18 protein-coding genes are annotated in these 17,247 nt (G+C 60.1%); 8 read left to right on the top strand and 10 right to left on the bottom strand.

All coding sequences use genetic code 11. The features are described from left to right. Positions 1–4 precede the first annotated feature (4 nt). Complete coding sequence (locus AC3IP0_RS22825; RefSeq protein WP_489317089.1) at positions 5–2,056, bottom strand: putative bifunctional diguanylate cyclase/phosphodiesterase; 2,052 nt, start codon at positions 2,054–2,056, stop codon at positions 5–7. Positions 2,057–2,060: 4 nt separating this feature from the next. Beyond that, positions 2,061–2,399 carry a hypothetical protein gene (locus AC3IP0_RS22820; RefSeq protein WP_489317088.1) on the bottom strand — a complete coding sequence of 113 codons (339 nt, stop codon included), beginning with the start codon at positions 2,397–2,399 and terminating at the stop codon, positions 2,061–2,063. Positions 2,400–3,158: 759 nt separating this feature from the next. Between AC3IP0_RS22820 and AC3IP0_RS22815 the strand changes: the two genes are divergently transcribed. After that, complete coding sequence (locus AC3IP0_RS22815; protein ID WP_489317087.1) at positions 3,159–3,425, top strand: DUF6124 family protein; 267 nt, start codon at positions 3,159–3,161, stop codon at positions 3,423–3,425. Positions 3,426–3,554: 129 nt separating this feature from the next. Here the strand turns inward: AC3IP0_RS22815 and AC3IP0_RS22810 are convergent, their stop codons facing one another. From AC3IP0_RS22810 to AC3IP0_RS22800, 3 genes are all read right to left on the bottom strand, one after another. Then, the gene (locus AC3IP0_RS22810) at positions 3,555–4,151 is read right to left on the bottom strand and encodes a superoxide dismutase (RefSeq protein WP_008022038.1); all 597 of its coding nucleotides are present in this window, start codon (positions 4,149–4,151) and stop codon (positions 3,555–3,557) included. Positions 4,152–4,315: 164 nt separating this feature from the next. Continuing rightward, positions 4,316–4,918 (bottom strand): LysE/ArgO family amino acid transporter, encoded by a 603-nt coding sequence (locus tag AC3IP0_RS22805; protein WP_489317086.1) that lies wholly within the window; start codon positions 4,916–4,918, stop codon positions 4,316–4,318. A 6-nt stretch (positions 4,919–4,924) separates the two neighbouring features. Continuing rightward, positions 4,925–5,326 carry an ACT domain-containing protein gene (locus AC3IP0_RS22800; protein ID WP_095943858.1) on the bottom strand — a complete coding sequence of 134 codons (402 nt, stop codon included), beginning with the start codon at positions 5,324–5,326 and terminating at the stop codon, positions 4,925–4,927. 96 nt (positions 5,327–5,422) lie between these two features. On the opposite strand from AC3IP0_RS22800, the gene AC3IP0_RS22795 reads away from it, so the two are divergent. The 4 genes from AC3IP0_RS22795 (at position 5,423) to AC3IP0_RS22780 (ending at position 9,352) form a co-directional block, all read left to right on the top strand. Further along, positions 5,423–6,316 (top strand): LysR family transcriptional regulator ArgP, encoded by an 894-nt coding sequence (locus AC3IP0_RS22795; protein ID WP_489317085.1) that lies wholly within the window; start codon positions 5,423–5,425, stop codon positions 6,314–6,316. Between the two features lie 54 nt (positions 6,317–6,370). Next, complete coding sequence (locus AC3IP0_RS22790) at positions 6,371–7,363, top strand: NAD-dependent epimerase/dehydratase family protein (RefSeq protein ID WP_489317084.1); 993 nt, start codon at positions 6,371–6,373, stop codon at positions 7,361–7,363. 116 nt (positions 7,364–7,479) lie between these two features. Continuing rightward, a complete protein-coding gene (locus AC3IP0_RS22785; protein WP_489317083.1) occupies positions 7,480–8,352 on the top strand; it encodes an ATPase in 873 nt (290 codons plus the stop codon). A gap of 151 nt (positions 8,353–8,503) precedes the next feature. Next, on the top strand, positions 8,504–9,352 hold the full coding sequence (locus tag AC3IP0_RS22780; protein WP_489317082.1) for a cache domain-containing protein: 849 nt from the start codon (positions 8,504–8,506) through the stop codon (positions 9,350–9,352). Between the two features lie 123 nt (positions 9,353–9,475). Here AC3IP0_RS22780 and AC3IP0_RS22775 read toward each other — a convergent pair whose 3' ends face one another. Both AC3IP0_RS22775 and pobA read right to left on the bottom strand, forming a co-directional pair. Beyond that, on the bottom strand, positions 9,476–10,993 hold the full coding sequence (locus AC3IP0_RS22775) for an MDR family MFS transporter (protein ID WP_489317081.1): 1,518 nt from the start codon (positions 10,991–10,993) through the stop codon (positions 9,476–9,478). 78 nt (positions 10,994–11,071) lie between these two features. Beyond that, positions 11,072–12,265: a 4-hydroxybenzoate 3-monooxygenase gene (gene pobA / locus AC3IP0_RS22770; RefSeq protein ID WP_489317080.1), complete on the bottom strand. Its 1,194-nt coding sequence runs from the start codon at positions 12,263–12,265 to the stop codon at positions 11,072–11,074. Between the two features lie 181 nt (positions 12,266–12,446). On the opposite strand from pobA, the gene AC3IP0_RS22765 reads away from it, so the two are divergent. Further along, positions 12,447–13,343 (top strand): helix-turn-helix domain-containing protein, encoded by an 897-nt coding sequence (locus AC3IP0_RS22765; protein ID WP_489317079.1) that lies wholly within the window; start codon positions 12,447–12,449, stop codon positions 13,341–13,343. Between the two features lie 9 nt (positions 13,344–13,352). On the opposite strand, the gene AC3IP0_RS22760 is transcribed toward AC3IP0_RS22765, so the two are convergent. Beyond that, positions 13,353–13,574 carry a hypothetical protein gene (locus AC3IP0_RS22760; protein WP_489319836.1) on the bottom strand — a complete coding sequence of 74 codons (222 nt, stop codon included), beginning with the start codon at positions 13,572–13,574 and terminating at the stop codon, positions 13,353–13,355. 101 nt (positions 13,575–13,675) lie between these two features. Continuing rightward, the gene (locus AC3IP0_RS22755; protein ID WP_489317078.1) at positions 13,676–14,581 is read right to left on the bottom strand and encodes a LysR family transcriptional regulator; all 906 of its coding nucleotides are present in this window, start codon (positions 14,579–14,581) and stop codon (positions 13,676–13,678) included. Between the two features lie 114 nt (positions 14,582–14,695). Between AC3IP0_RS22755 and AC3IP0_RS22750 the strand changes: the two genes are divergently transcribed. Next, positions 14,696–15,574 (top strand): MBL fold metallo-hydrolase, encoded by an 879-nt coding sequence (locus AC3IP0_RS22750; RefSeq protein ID WP_489317077.1) that lies wholly within the window; start codon positions 14,696–14,698, stop codon positions 15,572–15,574. A 46-nt stretch (positions 15,575–15,620) separates the two neighbouring features. Next, entirely contained in the window at positions 15,621–16,235 is a 615-nt protein-coding gene (locus tag AC3IP0_RS22745; protein ID WP_489317076.1) for an NAD(P)-dependent oxidoreductase, read from the top strand. A 102-nt stretch (positions 16,236–16,337) separates the two neighbouring features. Here AC3IP0_RS22745 and AC3IP0_RS22740 read toward each other — a convergent pair whose 3' ends face one another. Beyond that, on the bottom strand, positions 16,338–17,219 hold the full coding sequence (locus AC3IP0_RS22740) for a LysR substrate-binding domain-containing protein (RefSeq protein ID WP_489317075.1): 882 nt from the start codon (positions 17,217–17,219) through the stop codon (positions 16,338–16,340). Positions 17,220–17,247 lie beyond the last annotated feature (28 nt).

Raw genomic sequence — 17,247 nt, 5'->3', positions numbered from 1 at the left:
CGATTCAAAGGATGGCTGCATTACTGCGTTGGGCCTGCTTCAGGTAAACGCCGAGTTCCCGTGCCGGCAACGGCTTGCTGTAGTGATAGCCCTGACCTTCGTGGCAGCCTTCGGAAATGATGTAGGCCTCTTGCTCGGCGGTTTCCACGCCTTCGGCAATCACTTGCATGCCCAGGCTCTTGCCCAGCTGGATGATGGCGCGAACGATGGTCGCATCGTCGTCGTCATCGAGCAGGTCCTGAACGAAGCTCTTGTCGATCTTGATCTTGTCCAGAGGCAGACTCTTGAGATAACTCAGGGACGAATAGCCGGTTCCGAAGTCGTCGATGGCGATCAGCGCGCCGGAGCGGCGCAGGCTGAGCAAGTGCTGGGCCGCGGTGCTGATGTCTTCCATCAGGCCGGTTTCGGTGACCTCCAACTCCAGGCTGCGCGGTGGCAGGCGGTACATCTGCAGCAGGTTGTTGACCACTCGTGGCAGTTCGGCGTGGTGCAATTGAACCGTAGACAGGTTCACCGCCATGCGCAGGTCGGAGAAGCCCTGGTCATGCCATTCGCGCAGTTGTTTGCAGGCCTGGTCCAGCACCCATTCGCCGATGGCAATGATGGTACCGTTCTGTTCGGCCAGCGGAATGAACAGGTCTGGCGGCACCATACCGTGCTCGGGGTGTTGCCAGCGAATCAGGGCTTCGACGCCCACCACGCGGTTGTCGCGATAGCTGATCTGCGGTTGGTAGACGAGGTAGAACTGATTGCGGATCAGCGCATCGCGCAGGTCTTTTTCCAGCTCGCGGCGCCGACGCATTTCGGTGTCGACGCTGGCGATATAGAACTGATAGCGGTTGCGCGAACGGGTCTTGGCCAGCGTCATGGTCTGCTCGGCCTTTTGCAGCAATTTCTCGGTGCTGTCACCGTCCTCGGGGAACAGGGTGATGCCGATGGTGGCGCGCAGGCGGATTTCCTGATGGTCGAGGGCAAACGCCGCTTCCAGGTCATCGAGAATGCTTTGCGCCAGCTCGGCGGCTTCGTAGGGCTGCTCGATATCGGCCTGGACCAGGGCGAACTGGTCGCCACCGAGGCGGGCGAGGGCGCCCAGGCGACCGCTATGACCACGCAGGCGATCGGCCAGGGCCAGCAACAACTGGTCGCCGGTCTGATAGCTGAACTGCTCGTTGATGCCCTTGAAGTCATCGAGACCGACACACAACACCGCGACCCGGCGCTGCAATTTGCCGGCGTCGATGAGGATCTTGTCCAGTTGCTGCTGCAATTGCTGGCGGTTCGGCAGCCCCGTCAGGAAATCGTACTGGGACATGCGCACCAGGCTGTTTTCCGCTTCGTGGCGCAGATGGGTATTGCGTTCGATGGATTCGAGCAACTGGTTGGCGGTGTTGATCCAGATGCCCAGTTCGTTGTTCTCGTGCCCCTTGAGCAGCGGAATCTTGTGTTCGCTGGGACGATCCGGATTGATTTCCGTGAGGTGCTCGATGATCCGCGACAGCGGCTTGGTCAGCAGCCAGTGGTAGACCAGGTACAACACCAGCCCCATGGCGAGCGCGCGCAGGACGCCCGAGATGAAGATGATCACGGAGCTGACAATGAACCCTTGGCCGTAGTTGGCGGTATCGAGGGTGATGCTCAGGTCGCCGTAATACTCGCTGTAGGGCCCGCGGCCGACCAGTTGGGTGGTGAAGGTGCGTTCCTTGCCAAGAATCAGGTCGGTCAGCCAGCGACTGTTGGAGTGCTGCAATTCGCGGTTTTTTTGCGCGAGCATGGCTTCGTTGGGATGGCCGATGGAGGCCTTGCGCACGGCTTCGTCCTGAAACAGGCCTTCGATCACCTGCATGCCCATTTCCCGGTCCAGGCTGTAGACGGCCTGGGTCGAGGGGTCGCGAAACATGTCGAGGATGCGTTCGGCATCGCTGGCGACGGCCTGGCGTGTTTTATAGGCATCGAACACAATCTGCGCGCAGCTCAAGACCACGCCGACGATCAATGCCGACAGGAGCACGACCCGGAGCAACTTCACCGACAAGCTGTTCTTGAGTTCCAGCTTCAAAGGGTTATTCCTTGTTCCGTGCGGGTAGCATCAAGTTGCCATGAGTATTGGCAATCCCGTGATGGCAGTCAAAGGGACAATCATCCCTGGGGGATTTTGCCTGCAGCTTGGCCGATTTGCAGTTGTCCTGGCGAGTTAGCCTATTAGTACTGTGTCGGTTGTCGAGTCCTTCAACTTGAGGGGCGGGGGTGGAGATATTTTCCTTTTGTTTGATGTTAGTCGTCCGCGGCGGGGGAGCAAGGGCCGGAAGGCTGGTTTCATCGTCGGAAAATGCCTTGGATTCTGTAGGTTGTTTTGGAATTTGAACGGAGAGGGACATATCCATTTCTTCGGTAACGGCCACTTATGGTTCCGCTCTTACAGCGGGTCACTTTTGGCAAACGCCCCAAAAGTAACCAAAAGGTCACGCCCCTTACGTACGGCCCCTCGCTAAGGCTCGGCGTTCCTTCGCTGCGGTATTCATCCGGGGGCATTGCCCTCCGGTCGGCTTCGCTTCGACTTACATGCAATGAGTTCGACTGCGTCGAACGGCGCTGCGCGCCAATCCCCGGATGAACACCTCCGCTCAGCCTCCCGAGGGGGCGGGTGGATCAAGATCAAAAGCTGCAGGCGAGCTAACGCTCGGCCTGATGAGTGGTGAGGAGCGTCTGTGTACACCGACCTGCCTTTGCTTTTCTGTGGGAGCGAGCTTGCTCGCGATGGCGGCCTGACAGCCGACCTGGTTTTTGCAGATGTCCCCGATCCCTGTGGGAGCTGGCTCCGCGTTACGCTTTTGCGGGTTAACGCGGTGTAGGAAAGCGCCAGAAGTTTCCCACGCAGTTTTCAGGTTGCCCGTCGGAAGCGGACTCAATAGCCTCTGACTGTCGCTGAAAACTCAGCGATCGGGTGTGAGAACCCGGCAAGTCATAGTCATCCAGTGCCAGTATCCGCATAATTGCCGCCAGCTTATCCGCTGTCTGTAAATGCGTTATGGCGGCTGTGTGCGGGCAGACTTTTGTCTGGCCGGGTGTCTATGACCGGTTTTCTCACCTCGCACATAGCTGCCACCTCTTTGCCGAGTGAGAACGGCATTGGGTGGCACCCACCGCATAGGAATATTTCAGTGGATAAGTTAATCCCCGATCCCCCCTACAACACCACCAAACCCTACACCCCCACCACCATGTTCATGATCGTCCCGAACATGGATACCGAATCCCTGCTGGCCCACGCTTGTGAGTCATTGGCTTCGGCCAACGTCATGGCGAGTGATTTCGCCACCTTCCTGACCGGCCCTCAGCGCAACACGGCGTTAGCCATTGCGCAGATCATCATGCTGGCGGAACTGGCGGTGAATCGTGCGTTGGATAACGTCGATCCGCAGGGATAGGTATTCAGTCAGGTTGACCGCGTCATCGTTCATCGCGAGCCTGCTCGCGAAGGGGCCCTGCCGAACGCTGAAAATCCCGGGCAATAAAAACCCGGCTAAAAAGCCGGGTTTTCTTGACTGGCATCGAGCTTAAGCGGTGAAGGTTTTGCCTTCGAACTGCTCAGCCACGAACTTCCAGTTGACCAGGTTCCAGAACGCTTCGACGTACTTCGGACGCAGGTTGCGGTAGTCGATGTAGTAAGCGTGTTCCCAGACGTCGCAGGTCAGCAGCGGGGTGTCGCCGTTGGTCAGCGGGTTGCCGGCACCGATGGTGCTGGCCAGGGCCAGGGAACCGTCAGCCTTCTTCACCAGCCAGCCCCAACCGGAACCGAAGGTGCCGATGGAAGTCTTGCTGAACTCTTCCTTGAACTTGTCGAACGAACCGAAAGCCGCGTTGATGGCTTCAGCCAGTGCGCCGGTTGGTTGACCGCCAGCGTTTGGCGCCAGGCAGTTCCAGTAGAAAGTGTGGTTCCAGACCTGAGCGGCGTTGTTGAAGATACCGCCCGAGGAAGTCTTGACGATTTCTTCCAGGGTCTTGCCTTCGAACTCGGTGCCTGGCACCAGGTTGTTCAGGTTCACGACGTAGGTGTTGTGGTGCTTGTCGTGGTGGAACTCCAGGGTTTCCTTGGAGATGTGCGGCTGCAGGGCATCGTGTGCGTACGGCAGTGGCGGCAATTCGAAAGCCATGATGATTCTCCTAATCAGGTCAGTTGCGGTGAGCGCAAGGCCGATCACGGGCGGCCAGACAAGCGCCGGGGAGTTTGTACTCTTTGCGGCGCAGGGAGTCGGATCATAGCACCGGGGGGGCGGCATAACCACGCAACAACTGTGTGGAATAGAGGTTCCGCGAATCAGCTGGCCACGATCAACTGCAGTGCTACGGCAAACATCATCACAGCCACCAACAGATCGAGTATTCGCCAGGTGCTGGGACGGGCGAGCCACGGTGCCAGCCATGCCGCACCGAGCGCCAGGGTGAAAAACCACAACAGCGAGGCGCTGGCCGCGCCGACTACATAAGCGCCGGGCTCGGTTTGTTGGGCACCCAGGGAGCCGATCAGCAAAACGGTGTCCAGATAGACGTGCGGGTTGAGCAAGGTCACCGCCAGCGCACTTAGCATGACCGCTCGCAGCGAGCGTACGGTCTGGCCTTCGCCCTGCGCCAGGCTCTGCTTCGAGAAGGCCCGACGCAGCGCCTGGCTGCCATACCACAACAGGAACGCTGCACCGCCCCAGCGGGCGATGGCCAACAGCGTCGGGTTCTGCGCCAGTACCGTCGCCAGGCCGAACACTCCGGCGGCCACCAACAGGGCATCGCAGGCCACGCAGAGCGCCGCCACCGGCAGGTGATGTTCACGCCGCAGGCTTTGCGCCAGGACAAACGCATTCTGGGTGCCGATCGCCATGATCAGGCCGAAGGCCACGAGCAGGCCGTTCACATAACTTTGCCACATGATTCTTTACTCCGCGTTGGCTGCCAGATCCCGCAGCACTTGCAGGGCACGGTCGGCGTCGGCCTGGCCGACAAACAAATGGTCGTGGTAGTAGCCGGCAATCACGTTGCAACTGATTCCGGCCTTGCCCAGTGCCGTGGCGAACGCGGCGGTCAGGCCGACGGCTTCGAGGGCCGAATGTACGTTCAAGGTGATCCAGGCGGCGATGTAGTCGAAGCTGAATCCGGCTTTTTCGGCGTGGGAACGCTCGAGAATCACGGTCAGGCCTTCCTGTTCGCGGAAGCTGCCGACAATCTCCAGATCCCTGGGCAACTTGCCGTCGCGCAAGGTGCAGAACACGTATTCGCCGGCGTTGAGTTGCGGGCTCATGCTGCGCAGCAGCGTTGCCAATGAAGTTTCGCCAGCCATGTGGGTGATCCTTGTTCAAGAGTTCTTGCTGGTCATTGTCCTTGTGAAGGCTGTATAAGAAAAACCAATCTTGCTGATCGCTCATTAGGAAAACTGATGTTCGACTATAAATTGCTTTCTGCCCTGGCCGCCGTGGTCGAACAGGCCGGTTTTGAACGGGCGGCCCAGGTGCTGGGCTTGTCGCAATCGGCGATATCCCAGCGCATCAAGCTGCTGGAAGCGCGGGTTGGCCAGCCGGTGCTGGTGCGGGCCACGCCGCCAACGCCGACGGAAATCGGTCGACGATTGCTCAACCACGTGCAGCAGGTGCGATTGCTTGAACGGGATCTGCAAAGCCTGGTGCCGGCGCTGGATGAAGAAGGTCTGCCGGAACGCCTGCGGATCGCCCTGAACGCCGACAGCCTGGCCACCTGGTGGGCGCAGGCCGTGGGGGCGTTTTGTGCCGAACAGCATCTGTTGATGGATCTGGTGGTCGAAGACCAGACCGTCGGCCTCAAGCGCATGCGCGCCGGTGAAGTGGCGGCCTGCGTCTGCGCCAGCGAGCGTCCGGTGGCGGGTGCGCGCAGCGTGTTGCTGGGGGCCATGCGTTACCGGGCACTGGCCAGCCCCGCCTTCATTGCCCGGCATTTTCCGCAGGGCGTACGCGCCGATCAGTTGGCCCGAACCCCGGCGCTGGTATTTGGCCCGGACGACTTCCTGCAGCATCGCTACCTCGCGTCCCTCGGCGTCGAGGGCGGTTTCGAACACCATTTATGCCCGTCCTCCGAGGGTTTCATTCGTCTGACGGAAGCCGGGCTGGGCTGGGGTCTGGTCCCGGAACTGCAGGTGCGCGAGCAACTGCAAAGGGGGGTATTGCAGGAGCTGCTGCCAGATAAGCCGATCGATGTGCCGCTGTACTGGCATCATTGGCGTAATGGCGGTCAGTTGCTGGGGCTGCTCACCGATCAATTGGTCAGCGCATCGAAGCAATGGCTGGTGCCCTTGGACTGACGCGCAGCGTCAAGACCTCACGTAATACGCAAAACGAAATATTCGGAGCAATTCATGAAGATTCTGGTTACCGGCGCAAGCGGCTTCATCGGCGGGCGCTTTGCGCGTTTTGCCCTGGAGCAGGGCCTGGACGTGCGGGTCAACGGTCGCCGGGCCGAGAGTGTGGAGCATCTGGTACGCCGCGGAGCCGAGTTCATCCAGGGAGACTTGAGCGACCCCGAACTGGCGCGCGAGCTGTGCTCGGACGTCGAGGCCGTGGTGCATTGCGCCGGTGCCGTCGGTTTATGGGGACGTTATCAGGACTTCCATCAGGGCAACGTCCAGGTCACCGAGAACGTGGTCGAAGCCTGCCTCAAGCAACGGGTTCGGCGGCTGGTGCATTTGTCGTCGCCGTCGATCTACTTCGATGGTCGCGATCATCTGGGTCTGACCGAAGAGCAGGTGCCCAAGCGCTTCAAACACCCTTTCGCCGCCACCAAGTACCTGGCCGAGCAAAAAGTTTTCGGTGCCCAGGAGTTCGGCCTCGAAACCCTGGCCCTGCGCCCGCGTTTCGTCACCGGGGCCGGCGACATGAGCATCTTCCCGCGCCTGTTGAACATGCAGCGCAAGGGGCGCCTGGCAATCATCGGCAACGGTCTGAGCAAAGTTGATTTCACCAGCGTGCAAAACCTCAACGAGGCGTTGCTCAGCAGTTTGCTGGCCAGCGGTTCCGCGTTGGGCAAGGCTTACAACATCAGCAACGGCACGCCGATTCCCCTGTGGGACGTGGTCAATTACGTCATGCGCAACATGGAAGTCCCACAGGTCACCCGCTACCGTTCCTACGGCCTGGCCTACAGCGTGGCGGCGCTCAACGAGGGCGTGTGCAAGTTGTGGCCGGGGCGTCCCGAACCGACGCTGTCGCGTCTGGGCATGCAGGTCATGAACAAAAATTTCACCTTGGACATCAGCCGCGCCCGGCATTATCTGGATTACGATCCCAAGGTCAGCCTCTGGACGGCGCTCGATGAATTCTGTGGCTGGTGGAAGGCCCAGGCTGTTCGCTGACGCTCGAACAACGACCCCTGACTGAACCGGATTCGGGCTTGGGGGTCAATGGTTGCGGCTGTGGGGTTTATACTGCGCGGCATAAAGCCATTATGTGATTCACTAAGGTTGATTCAATGTCTATGCGAAACGATGCCAACGACGACTTCGATGATGTACCGAGCTTGCGTGCAGACGTTCTCGATGACGACTTTGCGCCCACCGCCCGCACGGTCGTGCACTCGCGCACGGCGCCGGTGGTGAAGGTCAAGGCGGCGAGTACCGGTGCCTTGTGGGCGCTAGTCGGAGCGTTGTTCTTCGCCTTCGCGGGCCTGGCCTGGTGGAGCTTTCAGCAGATCTCCCTGATGGAACAGCAACTGGTGGCGACCCAGGAAAGCTTCGCGCGAATCAGTGAGGAAGCGGCGGGGCGCCTGCAGGATATTTCCGGCAAGGTTGTTGCTGGCCAGACCAGTGTCAACACCGACAGCGAGGCCTTGAAGCTGCAAATCCGCCAGCTGGAAAGCAAGCTCCAGGACCAGAACGCCCAGCAGCAAGGTGTTGCCGGCCATGCCTCGGACCTGGATAAGCGACTGGCGCAAATGACCGCGCAAACCACCGAACTGGACAAACGCCTGGCGCAATTGACTGCCCAGGACACTGAACATCAGACGGCCAATACGCAGTTGCAGGCCCAGGTCAAAGCCTTGAGTGCTGAATTGGCCGCCCTGAAAAGTGCCCCGTCGGACTCGGAAAAATTCGATGCGCAGCTCAAAAGCCTGGGTGCCGATATCGTCGCGCTGAAGAAACAAGGCAACCCGAGCGCTGCCATCGAGCGTCTCGAGCAAGACATGATCGTGCTCAAGAGCGTGCAGGACAACCGTCCGGCGGTCACACAGGGCTCGGCCAACACGGCCGAGTTCGATGCCTTCCGCAGCCAGGTCACCCGCAACATCAATACCCTTCAGGCGCAGATCCAGAACCTTCAGCAGCAACTGCGCGCCCGGCAGTAATTGTCAGTAGTGTGAGTATGTGTGGCGAGGGAGCAAACTCCCTCGCCACACAAGCCCATCTCACCGCAGCACTATGCGTTTTCCTGAATACCCATACATCCCCCATTGCCGTCTACGCTCTTGAAACACCATCAGGAACGAGGGATGCGCAATGGGGTTTCTGTACAGGTTCGCCTTGCTGTGCGGCATGTTTTTGTTGTGCCTGGGCCAGGCGCAAGCCGCCGGGACGGAAAAGGACGACAGCAAGGCGGCCATCGCCCTGCTGGAAAAAGCCCTGGCCTACTACCACCAGAATGGCGACAAGGCCCTTGCTGCGTTCAGCCGCCAGGGTGAGTTTGTCGACAAGGACCGTTATGTCTTCGTGCTCGACACCAAGGGCGTGATGCTCGCCAGTGGCGGGCCGTCGTCGGCGCTGATTGGCCGGGACGTCTCGCAAGTGCTCGGGCCGGACTTGCAGAAAACCTTCAAGGACGCCCTGAAAGTGCCGGAAGGCAATGGCATTCAGCAGGCGGAATATCGCTGGCAGAACTGGAATGACGGCAAGGTCGAGCGCAAGCATGTCTACTACCAGCGCATCGGCCAGCGGATTCTGGCGGTCGGTTATTACCTGCCACGAGCCTCCGCCGAACAGGCCATGGCCTTGCTGAATAAAGCGGCAACCGATCTGGCCAAGGACGAAAAGGGCACCCTGACAGCGATCAATTCCCTCAAGGGCGGCTACCTGCAGGATGACCTGTATGTGTTTGTCGTCGACCTGGACACCCAGCGTTACGTGGCCCACGGCACCAACCTGCGGTTGATCAATACCGACTTCAGCAAGATCGTGGATCCGGAAGGCAAACCGGTGGGCGAGCCGATTCTGGCGTTGATGGCCCAGCAGGATCACGGCGATTACGAATACCGCTGGAAAAACCCGGTGACCGGCAAGGTCGAGAACAAACATGCCTACCTGAAGAAGGTCGGTCATTTTCTGGTGGCGGTCGGGTATTACAGCCCTTGATAGGTGGTGTCTGAAAAATCGCTATCGCGAGCAAGCTCGCTCCCACAGTTGACCGCGTACTCATGAACAACTCGGTCTAATGTGGGAGCGGGCTTGCTCGCGAATACAGGCGACTCGGTCTATCTAGCGAACCTTGTCCTCACGCCCGCGCAACAACATGTTCGGCATGGCAATCGCCGCCGTCAGCCCCAGCAATGAAACAGCCGCACTGACCGTCAGCAAATACCGGAACGTCAACAGCAATTCGGCACGCAAGGCGTTCTGCGCATCACCCGGCGCGGCATTCAACCCGTCCAGCAACACATTCCCCGAACTGCCTTCGGCAATCAGCGATGAACCTGCCAGGTGCGCGAAACTCGAATCCTGCAACAACGCCAACAGCAGCGCCGACATCAACGCCACGCCGACCGCGCCACCCAGCGAACGGAACAGATTGGTGGTGCTGGTGGCGACGCCGATGTCTCGCTGCTCCACCGAGTTCTGCGTGCCGACCAATGACGTCGGGAACTGCATGCCGGAGGCAATCCCGCAGAGCAGCATGAATAGACTGCTGACGACGAACGCCTGCGGCGGGCTGAACGCCATGCCGATAATCGAGACAGGCATCAGCGCCGCGCCGGCAAGGATCATCGGTTTGTAGCGCCCGGTTACCGAGGTGCGGCGGCCGGCGAAATATGCGCCAATCGGCAAGCCCATGGCCAGGGGCAGCAGGTGCAGGGCGGCGCTGTCGGCACCGGCGCCGGTGACGCTCTGGAAGCGCAGCGGCATCAATACGATCAGCGAGATGGCCTGGAAGCTGGTGAAGAAAATCGTGCACCAGCACAGGATCGCGTTGCGGTTGGCGAACAGATGCATGGGCAACAACGGCTCCCGCGCCCGCCGCTCGTGAACGACGAACAGCCCCAGTACCAGCACCGCACTGGCCAGCAGCGCCAACACCTCGGCGCTGCGCCACGAATGGCCCTGGCCGACCTGGGTGATGCCCAGCAACAATGCCGTGAGCCCGATGATCATCAGCACGGTGCCCAGGTAATCGATGATCGGTTTGCGTTGCGGAATCGGCAGGCCCACCAGCGTGCGATAGGCCACCAGCCAGGCGCCCAGGCCCAGCGGCAGGTTGATCAGGAACACCCAGCGCCATGACAGGTATTCGGTCATGTAGCCGCCAAGCACCGGGCCGGCAACGCTGGCCACGGCGTACATGCTGCTGAAATAGCCCTGGTAACGACCGCGCTCCCGTGGCGGCACGATGTCACCGATGATCGCCTGGCTCACCGAAATCATCCCGCCGGCGCCGATGCCCTGGAGGATCCGCGCCAGCACCAGCTGCTCCATGCTCTGGGCCATGCCGCAGAACACTGACGCGAGGGTGAACAGGCCCATGCCGAACAGCATCAGCTTGCGCCGCCCATACAGGTCGCCCAGTTTGCCGTAGATCGGCACCGCCACGGTCATGGCCACCATGTAGCCGGAAATCACCCAGGCCAGCAGGCTGATGTCCTTGAATTGCGCGGAAATGGCTGGCATCGAAACAGCGACGATGGTCTGGTCCAGCGCGCCGAGAAAGATCGCCAGCATCAGGGCGATCAGCACGCTGCGGATCGCTGGTTTGGGCGTTTCAGGCTGGTGGAGATTGGTCACGGGAAAACCTGCGGGCGGTGATTGACCCGCAAGTAGCAAGGCGAGCGGGGATGCTCGCCAGTGTAAGTCGATAGCAAGCTATTCGATAGCCTCGTAGGGAAGCCCGACGTAGTTTTCTGCAATGGTTTTGCGACCCGCTTCGGAGCCGACAAAATACTCCAGCTCCGACTCGGCAATGCGCTGGCTAAAGGCATCGTGGTCATCGAAACGGTGCAGCATCGAGGTCATCCACCAGGAAAACCGCTCGGCCTTCCACACCCGGCGCAGGCAGATTTCCGAGTACTTCTCCAGCAAATCGAGGCGATCTTCGCGGTAAACCTTGACCAGGATGTTGAACAACGTGCTGACATCACTGGCCGCCAGGTTCAAGCCCTTGGCGCCGGTGGGCGGGACGATGTGCGCGGCATCGCCGACCAGGAACATCCGCCCGTATTGCATGGGTTCGACCACGAAGCTGCGCAGTGGCGCGATGCTTTTTTCGATGGACGGCCCCGTTACCAGTTTGTCCGCCAACGCTTGTGGCAATCGCGACTTGAGTTCGTCCCAGAAGCGTTGATCCGACCAGTTATCCACATGATCGCTGGTGGGCACTTGCAGGTAGTAACGGGTGCGTGTCGGCGAGCGCATGCTGCACAGCGCGAAACCGCGCTCATGGCGGGCGTAGACAAGCTCTTCGTGGACCGGCGGGGTGTCGGCCAGGATCCCGAGCCAGCCGAAAGGATAGATCCGTTCGAAGACTTTCAGGCTGTCGGCGGGAATCGATTGCCGCGCCACTCCATGGAAGCCGTCGCAACCGGCGATGTAGTCGCAATCGAGACGATACAGTTCGCCGTCTTTCTCAAAAGTGACAAACGCTTCGTCGGTTTTCATGCCGTGGGGAACGACGTTGTCGGCCTGATAAATCGTCTGCGCGCCAGCCTCCCGACGAGCGGCCATCAGGTCGCGGGTGACTTCGGTCTGGCCGTAGATCATCACGGTCTTGCCACCCGTCAGGGCGTGCAGATCGATGTGTACCTGGCGTCCGTCGAGGGCCAGTTCGAAGCCGCCATGGACCAGTCCCTCGGCGTCCATGCGCTGACTCACGCCGGCCTGACGCAACAGCTCTACCATGCCTTGTTCAAGCACGCCGGCGCGGATTCGGCCGAGCACGTAATCGGGGGGTTGACGTTCGAGAACGATGTTGTCGATGCCGGCGTTGTGCAGCAATTGGCCGAGCAGCAAGCCTGAAGGGCCAGCACCGATAATGGCAACTTGGGTTTTCAGCGTTTTCATTGTTCTTATGACTCGCAAGCTTCACGCGACCAGGGCCGGTGAATTATTTTTATGGATCGAGTGCTTGCATTTTTCCCTTGCGGGTCTGTCAATTGAAGGTGAAAACTGAGCCGATAGCTGTACATTCTGCCAATCGGTGCGATTATCGCCCGAGATCAACCCCGAGGCCTGGATTGAAGTGATGAACAAGCCTGACCTGCCTTCGATTCCGGTGTTCAAGCTCTACGGTGAAAGCCTGGATTGGCCGACCCCGGACTTGCTGCACTGTGAAACCATTTCCAAACGCAGTCGCGAACATCATTGGGAAATCAAACCTCACCGCCACGCTGACTTGTGCCAGTTGCTCTTCGTGTTCAAAGGTCAGGCAGAGCTTGAAATCGAAGGCAAGCGAACGCAACTGGTGGAGCCGGCGATCCAGATCCTGCCACCGTTGTCGGTGCACGGCTTTCGCTTTTCCGAGGACGTGGAAGGGTTTGTCGTGACCCTGGCCGCGCCGCTGATCGGCCACCTGCAGATGCAGTTGGGGCAATCGGTCAATGCCCTGGCCCAGTCCGAAAGCTACCCGGCAGGCAAGGACGCCGAGTACCTCAACAGCCTGTTCAGCGCCTTGCAGAACGAATACACCAGCCATCAACCGGCGCGGGAAATGCTCATGCATTCGCTGGTCAGCGTGATCGTGGTGTGGGTAAGCCGCCAGGTGATCCAGCGTCGCACCGCCATGGCGCGACCGCAGCGGGCCCGGGAATACCTCAACGGGTTTATTCAGCTGGTGGAAGAGACCTATCGTCAGCACGTCAAGGTCGAGGACCTGGCGCACCGGCTGGGGATTTCCGTGTCCCACCTCAACGGCACCTGCCGTGAGCTGGCGGGGCAACCGGCGTTGCAGATCATGCACGAACGGCAATTGCTGGAGGCCAAGCGATTGCTGACCTACACCAGCATGACCATTTATGAAATGTCCGACATGTTGGGGTTTTCCGATCCGACCAACTTCACGCGCCTGTTCCGGCGTCGAGTGGGGATTTCGCCCAAAGCATTTCGTGACCGCTTGAAGGCCGATCAGGACAACGAAGCCTGACCCCCTTCGTTACCGGAGGGTGTTGAAGGTAGCGTTGTGGGGGATGCAGCGCTCGAAGTTGCAGCTCGCGGCTTCACGGGGCAGGTTACGCAGTTGCTCGACCCGCCAGGCCGCAGCGCCATACAGCCCGAGCGTGACCGCGCAGGTGATGAAAATTGCGAGGTATCTTCTTGTTCTGATGTTCATGGCGTTGACCTCTGAACGAATACCTTCCGGTATTACTTTGAGCATAGGTCAGCGCCATTGAGTTGTGTAGGAGCTGCCGAAGGCTGCGATCTTTTGACTTTGATTTTAAGAAGCAAGATCAAAAGATCGCTACAGGGGGGGCGGTGTTACAACCCGATATCCCATTCCGGTTCTTCCGGAAACCTCACCACCAGAAAATCCAGCAAACTGCGCAACGCCGCCGGCATGTGCTTGCGCGAGGCATACACCGCATACACGTTCATTTGCCGGGGCTCGGCCGTCGGCAGCAGGCGAATCAACTCGCCGCTGTGGATGTGCACGCCGGCCTGGTACGTGGGCAGCATCGCCACCCCGGCGCCGGCGATCGTTGCGCGCAACAGCGTGCTGGCCTCGTTGGCGCTGATGTTGCCCTGCACCGGTACAGAAACCTGCTCGCCGTCCTGCTCGAAATGCCAGAGGCTTTTGCCGAAGTAGGAGTGGGTCAGGCAATTGTGCAGGCTCAGGTCCTCGACCCGTTGCGGCGCCGGGTGCTCGCGCAAGTAAGCGGGGGACGCGCAGATCACCGAGCGACAAACCGTCAGGCGGCGGGCGATCAGGTTCGGGTCCAGGTCGTTGCTGGTGCGGATCGCCAGGTCGATGCGCTCATCCACCAGGTTCACGGTGCGGTCGAGCATCTGCATGTCGATGCTGACGCCGGGGTAGCGTCGGACATACGCAGCCATGGCATCGGCCAGTTGCGCCTGACCGAAGGAGGTGCTGACGCTGATCCGCAGCAGGCCTCGCGGCGCGTCATCCGGTTCGCTGACGGCGGCCTGCATGTCGGTGGACAAATCGAGCATCTGCCGACAGCGGGGCAGTATCTCGTTGCCGGCGGCGGTGAGGCTCAACTTGCGTGTGGTGCGATGCATCAGGCGCGCGCCGATCCAGTCTTCCAGTTCCGCCAGATACCGCGACACCACCGGCCGTGACAGCTCCAGATGATCGGCGGCGGCCGACTGGCTGCCGAGGTCGACCACCGTGACGAACACCCGCATTGCTTGAAGACGATCCATGATTTGCCCGCTTTCAGAAACAAACTATGTTCAAGCATCGCATTTTTTGTACTGAGTCAGGCAACTAAGCTCTGTTCCATCGCCATGCAAGGCATTCGGACAACGGAGCAACAGATGATCGGTTTCACCACTTTAAAGCGCATTTTGCTGGCCAGCGCCGCCCTCGGTTTCGCCGCCCATGCAGCCGCCTCGCCCCTGACCCTGGATGTCTACAACCCAGGTGAAAAAGCCATCTTCCCGGTGACTTCGGTGCTGGTCAGTGGCGAGAAAGAAGCGATCCTGGTGGATGCGCAATTCGGCAAGTCCCAGGCCGAACAGGTGGTGGAAAAAATCCGCGCCAGCGGCAAGCAACTGACCACCATCTACATCAGCCACGGTGACCCGGACTACTATTTTGGGCTCGATACCCTGACGGCTGCATTCCCCAAGGCCAAGGTCCTCGCCTCGCAGCCGACCGTCGACCACATCAAGCGAACCGTCGACGGCAAACTGGCGTTCTGGGGCCCGAAAATGGGCGCCGACGTGCCGGCCAAAACCATCGTGCCTGACGTGCTCAAGAGTGACAGCCTGATCCTCGAAGGGCAGAAGTTGCAGGTGGTTGGTCTTGAGGGCCCGCAGCCGGATCGCAGCTTTGTGTGGATTCCGTCGATCAAGGCGGTCGTCGGTGGTGTCGTGGTGGCGCAAAACATCCACGTGTGGATGGCGGACACGCAAACGCCACAGTCCCATGCCGATTGGTTGGCTACGCTGCATTCCATTGAAACCCTGAAACCGCAGACCGTGGTGCCGGGTCATTACCTCGGCGAGAGCGATCGCTCCCTGGCCGCCGTGCAGTTCACTGCCGCTTACATCAAGGCCTTCGACGAAGAAACCGCCAAGGCCAAGGGTTCTGCCGCGCTGATCGCGGCGATGAAAAAGCGCTTCCCGACCCTGGGAGATGAAAGCTCCCTGGAGCTGAGCGCCAAGGTCGCCAAGGGCGAGATGAAGTGGTAACCCGCCTCAACTGAAATCCAAGAAGCTCAACCCACTGGAGAACGTCATGAGCAAAATCGCAATCATCGGTGCCACCGGTCGGGCCGGTAGCCAACTGCTGGAAGAAGCCCTGCGTCGCGGTCACAGCGTTACCGCCATTGCCCGCGATACGTCGAAAATCGACCCGCGTGAAGGTGTGGCCGGCAAGGCCGTCGATGCCCTTGATGCCGCTGCGTTGCAAGCTGCAATTGCGGGCCATGACGTGGTTATCAGCGCGGCGCATTTCGCCACGCTACCTGCCGGCGCAGTCGTTGGCCCGGTGAAAAAAGCCGGGGTCAAACGCCTGCTGGTGGTGGGCGGGGCCGGTTCGCTGTTGTTGCCCGATGGCACTCGAGTGATCGATAGCGAAGGTTTTCCTGAGGCTTACAAGGCCGAGGCCGGCGCCGGTGCCGAATTCCTCGCAAACTTGCGTGAAGAACGGGATCTGGACTGGACCTTCCTGTCGCCATCGGCCGAATTTGTCGAGGGCGAGCGCAGCGGGAAATTCCGTCTCGGTCAGGATGATTTGCTGGTGAGCAGTGAAGGGCGCAGTTGGATTACCTTTGCCGACTACGCGATTGCAATGCTCGACGAAGTGGAAGCGCCGAAGCATTTGCGGCAGCGGTTTACAGTCGGGTACTAACACCGCAATCCATGTAGGAGCTGCCGCAGGCTGCGATCTTTTGATCTTGAAAATCAAAGTCAAAAGATCGCAGCCTGCGGCAGCTCCTACATATTCCGTGGTTCAACGCGACTGCGCCTGCTCCACCAACCAGCCCATCAATTCACGCAACTTCGGCGAAGGCCCGGGTTTTTCGGGGAACACCAGGTAATACGCCAGCCCCGTTGTCACCTTCAATTCGAATGGCATGACCAGCCGCCCGGCGTTCAGGTCATCGCCGATCAGCGACCAGTCGCCAATCGCCACCCCCGTTCCCTGGGATGCCATCGACATCGCCAGGTCCAGTGTTTCGAAATGCTGGCCCTTGCCGACATTGGTCAAATGCACATCTGCCGCTTTCAACCAGGCCTTCCAGTCCCGCTCGTCGCGGGTCGGATGCAGCAGCAGGTGCTGTTGCAGGTCGGCCGGACTCTGCAGGGGCATGGGGCCTTCGAGCATCGGTCTGGAACACACAGGCGTGAGTTGTTCGTCGAAGAGTTTTTGCGACATCAATGAATCGTCCGGCGGTGCGCCGTACATCACCGCTGCATCGAACTGCTCGCGATGAAAATCCACCCCGTGCTTGACCGTGGTGGTCAGTTCCACCGGCACGTCCGGGCGTTCTCTTTGCCATTGCAGCAGACGCGGCAGCAACCAGCGCATGACACAGGTCGGTGCCTTGAGTTGCAGGGTTTCGCGCTTCTCGCCGATCTGTTCAACGGCCTCGTCGATCAGACCGAAAATCTGCTGGACCCGTGGCAGCCATTCCCGTCCCTCGGCTGTCAGGTCCAGGCCTCGGGCCAGGCGGATGAACAACTCATAACCCAGATGATCTTCCAGACCGGCGATCTGCCGACTCACCGCGCCCTGGGTGATGTGCAGCTGTTCGGCGGCCCGGGTGAAATTGCAGCACTGCGCGGTAATCAGAAAGGTGTGCAGCGCCGGCAGGGGAGGCAGTCGTTTCATTGGGATCCAAGGTATGACGTGAGGACAT

It is taken from the genome of Pseudomonas sp. GL_103 (genome assembly GCF_057835175.1).
This window is presented reverse-complemented; position numbering and strand designations above follow the sequence as displayed.